This window comes from Acinetobacter sp. ACNIH3, from assembly GCF_002918965.1.
GTDB classification, from domain to species: domain Bacteria; phylum Pseudomonadota; class Gammaproteobacteria; order Pseudomonadales; family Moraxellaceae; genus Acinetobacter; species Acinetobacter schindleri.
This window is the reverse complement of sequence record NZ_PQLP01000148.1, coordinates 1-788: the sequence shown is the minus strand read 5'-3', so window position 1 is coordinate 788 and position 788 is coordinate 1. Positions and strand designations below refer to the sequence as shown.

The 788-nt window shown below is 36.7% G+C and carries 1 protein-coding gene; it reads left to right on the top strand.

Annotated features, from left to right (window positions below):
* The first annotated feature begins 59 nt into the window (after positions 1–59).
* Positions 60–761 carry an IS1 family transposase gene (locus C3420_RS17145; RefSeq protein ID WP_004282341.1) on the top strand — a complete coding sequence of 234 codons (702 nt, stop codon included), beginning with the start codon at positions 60–62 and terminating at the stop codon, positions 759–761.
* The last annotated feature ends 27 nt before the right edge of the window (positions 762–788 follow it).

The following is a 788-nucleotide window of genomic DNA, read 5'->3' as shown; positions in this document are numbered from 1 at the left end:
GGTGGTGTTTCAAAAAGTATGCTGAAAAAAAGCAGGTTGGATTTTGATAAAATAGAGAAATGCGAATAACTCTAGAAATCAAGTGTCCAGCCTGCCTAAGTGACAGTATAAAGAAAAATGGCACAAAAGTAGATGGTAAGCAAAATTACCAATGTAAAATATGCAGACGTCAATTTATTGGTGATCATGCTCTCAGTTATCAAGGCTGTCACTCAGGTATCAAAACCAAAATATTACACCTCATGGTGCGAGGCAGTGGTGTCAGGGATATAGCAGAAATTGAAAGAGTAAGTATCGGTAAAGTTCTACGGACACTTAGCCAATCAAAATATCAACTTCGAGCACAGCAAAGTCATTATGAAACCCTTGAAGTAGATGAGTTTTGGACTTTTGTTGGTCATAAGCAAAATAAACAATGGCTAATTTATGCCTATCATCGAGAAACAGGTGAAATTGTTGCTTATGTATGGGGTAACCGAGATTTAGCCACTGCAAAACGACTTAAATTAAAATTGAAGCAGTTAGGTGTAAGCTATACATGTATATCAAGTGACCATTGGGATAGCTTTGTTACGACCTTTAAAGAATGCAAACAGTTGATTGGTAAATTTTTCACTGTGGGTATAGAAGGCAATAATTGTCGATTACGGCATCGAATCAGGCGAGGCTTTAGGAGAAGCTGCAACTTCTCCAAAAAGCTTGAAAATCATTTCAAAGCCTTTGATTTAGTGTTCTTTTATATCAATAATGGATTCGTTTAATGCCAGCATACTTTTTGAAACACCACC

Excerpts from the sequence above, each read along its gene's own strand:
- C3420_RS17145 (WP_004282341.1), top strand. The coding sequence starts at position 60 with ATGCGAATAACTCTAGAAATCAAGTGTCCAGCCTGCCTAAGTGACAGT.